Genomic DNA, 5,073 nt, shown 5'->3' on the forward strand with positions numbered 1-5,073 from the left:
CCGCCCGAGGCGCCGCCGCAGGCGGCCGCCGACGCGCCGCCGGCGGGCGACGCGCGGCACGCGATGAAGATGGCCAAGAAGAAAGCGGCGCGCGACAAGATCATGGCGACCAAGACCGAAGAGAAGGGCCTGATCATCGTCCATACCGGCAAGGGCAAGGGCAAGAGCTCGGCCGCGTTCGGCATGATCTTTCGGTGCATCGCCCATGGCTACCCGACCGCGGTCGTCCAGTTCATCAAGGGCGGCATGGCGACCGGCGAACGCGCGCTGATCCAGGAGCGGTTCTCGGACCTCTGCGAATTCCACGCCATGGGCGAGGGCTTTACGTGGGAGACGCAGGACCGGTCCCGCGACATCGAGATGGCCCAGGCCGCCTGGGCCAAGGCGAAGGAGCTGATCCGCGACCCCAAACACCGCATGGTTCTGCTGGACGAGATCAACATCGCCATCCGCTACGACTACGTGGACGCGGGCGAGGTCGCGGCCTTCCTGGCCGACGAGAAGCCGCCGATGACCCATGTGGTGCTGACCGGGCGCAACGCCGCCGAGGCGCTGATCGAGGCGGCCGACCTGGTCACCGAGATGGAGCTGATCAAGCACCCGTTCCGCTCGGGCGTGAAGGCGCAGGCGGGGGTGGAGTTCTGAGCGCGGGGAAGCCGGATCAGAAGGTCACGAGCGCGACGAGCAGGCTCAGGCAACCGAGGGCCAGGCAGGCGGCGGCCAGGACGATGAGCCGGTCGATTTTCCGCAAGCTCATGGTCCCGTTTCTCTTCAGCGCGATGCGGGCGGGCAGGGGCCGGCCACGGGCCATGTCCTGCGCGATGTCCTCGTCGATATGCGGTGTAGGCTGCATCGCACGAAAATCAGGTAGCCCCGGCTGACAGAGCCGGCAAGCGGCGGTTTCCGGACAATTCGAACGGTTCCGTAGGCGTCCGAAATCGCTTGCAGGCAGCCTTCGGGCGTCGTTGCGTCATCGGCGACGGTGGCCCGGAGAAACCAGTAAAATGCCACGCGTTTCGGCCTCGGTCCGCCCGCCGCGGCGCATCGGCCATCACCGCAAGCGGAGGCGCTCGCATGTCCGTTCTGATGATCCAGGGCGCCGGCTCCAATGTCGGCAAGTCGGTGCTGGTCGCGGGCCTGTGCCGGGCCGCGACGCTCCGCGGGCTGCGGGTCCGGCCGTTCAAGCCGCAGAACATGTCCAACAACGCCGCGGTGACGGTGGATGGCGGCGAGATCGGCCGCGCCCAGGCGCTGCAGGCGCTGGCCTGCGGGGTCGCGCCCCATACCGACATGAACCCGGTGCTGCTGAAGCCGGAATCGGAGACCGGATCCCAGGTCGTGGTGCAGGGCCGGCGCATCGCCACGGCCCGGGCGCGCGACTACGCGGCGATGAAGCCCGCGCTGATGGCGCCGGTGCTGGAAAGCTTCGCCCGCCTGCGCGCCGGGGCCGATCTGGTGATCGTGGAGGGGGCGGGCTCCCCGGCCGAGATCAACCTGCGCGCGGGCGACATCGCCAACATGGGGTTCGCGGCGGCCGCCGGCGTGCCGGTGGTGCTGGTCGGCGACATCGACCGGGGCGGGGTGATCGCGCAGGTGGTGGGCACGCGCGTGGTGCTGGATCCGGCGGACGCCGCCCGCATCCGCGGCTTCGTGATCAACAAGTTCCGCGGCGACCCGAGCCTTTTCGACGACGGCTACCGGATGATCGGGGAACGCTCCGGCTGGACCGGCTACGGCGTGATTCCGTGGTTCCCGGGCGCGGCGCGGCTGCCGGCGGAGGATGCGCTCGACGTCGTCTCCACCCTGCGCGGCGGGGCGCGGATCGTGTGCCCGGTGCTGTCGCGCATCGCCAATTTCGACGATCTCGACCCGCTGAAGCTGGAGTCGGGCGTGTCGGTGGAAATGATCCCGGCCGGCGCGCCCTTGCCCGGCGACGCGGCGCTGGTGATCCTGCCGGGGTCGAAGTCGACGCGCGCCGACCTCGCCTTCCTGCGGGCGCAGGGCTGGGATGTGGATCTGGCGGGGCATGTGCGGCGCGGCGGCCGGGTGCTCGGCCTCTGCGGCGGCTACCAGATGCTGGGCCGCCGGGTGATCGACCCCGACGGGATCGAGGGCGCGCCGGGCGAGACCGCGGGCCTCGGCCTGCTGGACGTCGAGACGGTGATGCTCCCCGAAAAGCGGCTGGAGCGGGTGAGCGCCCGCCATCTTGGTTCCGGCCAGGCGGTGTCGGGCTACGAGATGCATATCGGCCGGACCGAGGGGGCGGATCGCGCGCGTCCCTTCCTCGAGGTCGAGGGCCGGGCCGAGGGCGCGATGTCGCCCGACGGTCGTGTTGCGGGGACCTATGTGCACGGGCTCTTCGCCGAGGACGGGTTCCGTTCGGCCTGGCTCGAACGGCTCGGCGTCGCGCCGTCCGGAGCGGCCTACGGGGCGGAGGTGGAGCAGGCGCTGGACGCGCTCGCGGCCCATCTCGAGGCGCATCTGGATGTCGACGGCCTGCTGCGGCTGGCGGCGGAGGCGGGCTAGATCGCGGCCAGCGCCGCCTCCAGCCGCGCCCATTCCGGTTCCGGCCCGGGCAGGCCGAGCCGCAGCCAGGTCTTCGAATAGGGGAAGGCGCGGGTCCAGATATGGGCGCGGGCCAGCGCCTCGCGCGCCGTTTCCGCGTCGGGCGTGGCGTAGGTGCGGAAGAGGGGCGTGCCGCCGACCAGCGTCCAGCGCGCGGTCCTGGCGAGGCGGTCGAGGCGGGCCGCGTCGCGGGCGAGCTGCCCGCGCATCGCCGCGGCCCAGGCCCGATCCTCCAGCGCCCGCGCCCCGACCCAGAGCGCGGGGCCCGACACCGCCCAGGGCCCGGCCATGTCGCGCAGCCGCCCGATGTCTTCCGGCGCGCCCAGCGCGAAGCCCAGCCGCACCCCGGCCAGCCCGTGGAATTTTCCGAAGCTGCGCAGGACCACCAGCCCGGGGCGGGCGGGGCGGTGGACCAGGGAGACATCCGGGGCGGGATCCGCGAAGCTTTCGTCCACCACCAGCAGGCCGGTGCGGGCGGCGAGCGCTTCGAGCGCCTGCGGTGTGTGGGTCCGGCCGTCGGGGTTGTTGGGGTTGACCACCACGGCGGCGTCGGCGCCGGCGAGGGCGGCGGGGGCGGATGGGGTTTCGACCGTCCAGCCCTCGGCGGCGAAGGCGGCGGCGTGCTCGTTATAGGTGGGCGACAGGATCGCGGCGCGGCCCGCTGGGCGCAGGCGGGGGACCAGTTGAATGGCGGCCTGAGCGCCGGCCATGGACAGGATCGCGGTCGCGGGATGCACGCTCCACGCGGCGCGGGCGGCGGTTTCGGCGGCTTCGAAAAGCGCGGCGCCGGGCAGGGCGCGCCAGACGGGCGCGGGCGGGGCCTGCATCGGCCAGGGACGGCGGTTGATGCCGGTGGAGAGGTCGAGCCAGTCCTCCGCCGCGCCGCCATGGCGGGCGGCGGCCCCGGCGATGTCGCCGCCATGGTCGCGCCCGCCCGCGGTCATGCCAGCACCGCCAGCAGCGCCAGGCAGCCGGCCCAGAGCCACACCGCGCGCCGGTAGAGCTTCAGGCCCCGGCGCAGGTCGGCGGCGGTCGGGTCCGGACTGCGCGGGTTCAGCCACGGCTCGTCCGACATCTGCCGTCCATAGACCCGCGGGCCCGACAGGCGCACGCCGAGGGCCGCAGCCATCGCCGCCTCCGGCCAGCCGCCATTGGGGGAGCGGTGGCGCGGCGCGTCGCGTTTCATCACCGCGATGGGCCGGGCGGGGCGGCCCGAGACCAGCGCGAAGCTCGCCCCGGTCAGCCGCGCCGGGATCCAGTTCACCAGATCGTCGAGCCGGGCGGAGAAGCGGCCGAAGGCCTCGTGCCGCTCGGTCCGGTGGCCGATCATCGAATCGAGGGTGTTGATGGCCTTGTAGGCCGCGATCCCCGGCAGCCCGGCGACCAGTCCCCAGAAGAGGGGGGCGGAAACGCCGTCGGACGCGTTCTCCGCCAGGCTTTCGAGCGCGGCGCGCGCGATCCCGGCCTCGTCCAGCGCGCTGACGTCCCGGCCCACGATGCGGGCGACGGCGATGCGGGCGGCGGGGATGTCGCCGGCCTCGAGCGCGCGGGCGACGGGGGAGACGTGGTCGTGCAGCGAGCGGGCGGCGAGCAGAGGCCAGGCCAGCACCGCGGCCCCGAACGCGCCGACCGGCCCGCCGGGCAGCACCAGCAGCGCGAAGAGCGCGAGGGCGGCGGCGGTGGCGATCACCACCAGGGCGGCGCGGACGCCGGCGCGGCGGCGGGTCTCGCGGTCATCCTCGGGGTGGTTGCGGCGCCGGTCGAGCCGGTCGATCTGCGCGCCCATCCAGATCACCGGATGGCCGATGGCGCGGGCGAGGCGGTCCGGCCAGCCGACCGCGATCTCGATCATGAGGGCGACGAGCATGACGGCGGCGGTCATCGCGGGGCTCCCTGTCGCGGCGCGTGGGCGGCGGTGATGGCACGGGTAGGGTTACCAAATCCGGTAGGCGCGCGGGCGGGGGCGGTCAAGGCGCGTCTCCGGGCGCGAAGGCGATGACGCGGGTCAGCCCGGCTTCGGTCAGCGCGCGGGCGGCGCCGGCGGGGTCGCCCGCGCCCGGCGCGAAGATCAGCGCCCGGGCGGATCCGGTATGCGCGGCGACGAGGCCGAGCGCGCCGTGGGTTTGCATGACGGCGACCAGCGCGGCCGCGTCCGGCCCGCCGCGGCGGGCGAGGTTGCGCCGGGCGCTCTCGCTCGTGAGCGCGGCGAGGACGGGGAGGTCGCCGCGGGCGCAGGCGACGGGCCAGGCCTCGGCCAGGTCGGCGATGTCGGCGAAGTCGAGGTCGCCCGGATCGGTGCGCCGCCCCGGGCCGAGAAAACCGCCGACCACGATCATGCGCGGCAGCGGCGGCAGGGGGGCGAGCGTGCGGGCGGCCCGCGGGGCCCAGAGCCGCTCGGCCGGGGCGGCGAACATCAGCGGATCGGTGGCGCCCTCCTGCGCGAGGCAGATCTTTGCGGCGGCCTCGGGGGAGGGCGCCTCGCGGCCCGCAGCCCGGGCCGCGGCGGCG

At 74.1% G+C, this 5,073-nt stretch carries 5 protein-coding genes and 1 pseudogene; 2 read left to right on the plus strand and 4 right to left on the minus strand.

All coding sequences use genetic code 11. From position 1 onward, the window contains the following. Positions 1-645 (plus strand): cob(I)yrinic acid a,c-diamide adenosyltransferase (gene cobO / locus ACTB72_RS20375; RefSeq protein WP_463038855.1); only part of this gene is annotated, 645 nt, incomplete at its 5' end. Positions 646-661: 16 nt separating this feature from the next. Here the strand turns inward: cobO and ACTB72_RS20380 are convergent. Then, positions 662-853, minus strand: coding sequence for a hypothetical protein (locus tag ACTB72_RS20380; protein WP_463038856.1), 192 nt, complete (start codon positions 851-853; stop codon positions 662-664). A gap of 221 nt (positions 854-1,074) precedes the next feature. Between ACTB72_RS20380 and ACTB72_RS20385 the strand changes: the two genes are divergently transcribed. After that, positions 1,075-2,526, plus strand: coding sequence for a cobyric acid synthase (locus ACTB72_RS20385; RefSeq protein ID WP_463038857.1), 1,452 nt, complete (start codon positions 1,075-1,077; stop codon positions 2,524-2,526). Here ACTB72_RS20385 and cobD read toward each other — a convergent pair. The 3 genes and pseudogenes from cobD to ACTB72_RS20400 all read right to left on the minus strand — a co-directional run. Then, positions 2,523-3,509, minus strand: a complete 987-nt coding sequence (gene cobD / locus ACTB72_RS20390) for a threonine-phosphate decarboxylase CobD (protein WP_463038858.1) — start codon at positions 3,507-3,509, stop codon at positions 2,523-2,525. The two genes, ACTB72_RS20385 and cobD, sit on opposite strands and share 4 nt — an antisense overlap. Continuing rightward, positions 3,506-4,447, minus strand: coding sequence for an adenosylcobinamide-phosphate synthase CbiB (gene cbiB, locus ACTB72_RS20395; protein ID WP_463038859.1), 942 nt, complete (start codon positions 4,445-4,447; stop codon positions 3,506-3,508). The genes cobD and cbiB overlap by 4 nt, the downstream gene beginning before the upstream one ends. 85 nt (positions 4,448-4,532) lie before the next feature. Then, positions 4,533-5,073 (minus strand): annotated as a pseudogene (locus ACTB72_RS20400) (propanediol utilization protein); the annotation flags it as partial.

Source organism: Albimonas sp., assembly GCF_055129145.1.

Excerpts from the sequence above, each read along its gene's own strand:
- ACTB72_RS20380 (WP_463038856.1), bottom strand. The coding sequence starts at position 853 with ATGCAGCCTACACCGCATATCGACGAGGACATCGCGCAGGACATGGCC.
- ACTB72_RS20385 (WP_463038857.1), top strand. The coding sequence starts at position 1,075 with ATGTCCGTTCTGATGATCCAGGGCGCCGGCTCCAATGTCGGCAAGTCG.
- cobD (WP_463038858.1), bottom strand. The coding sequence starts at position 3,509 with ATGACCGCGGGCGGGCGCGACCATGGCGGCGACATCGCCGGGGCCGCC.
- cbiB (WP_463038859.1), bottom strand. The coding sequence starts at position 4,447 with ATGACCGCCGCCGTCATGCTCGTCGCCCTCATGATCGAGATCGCGGTC.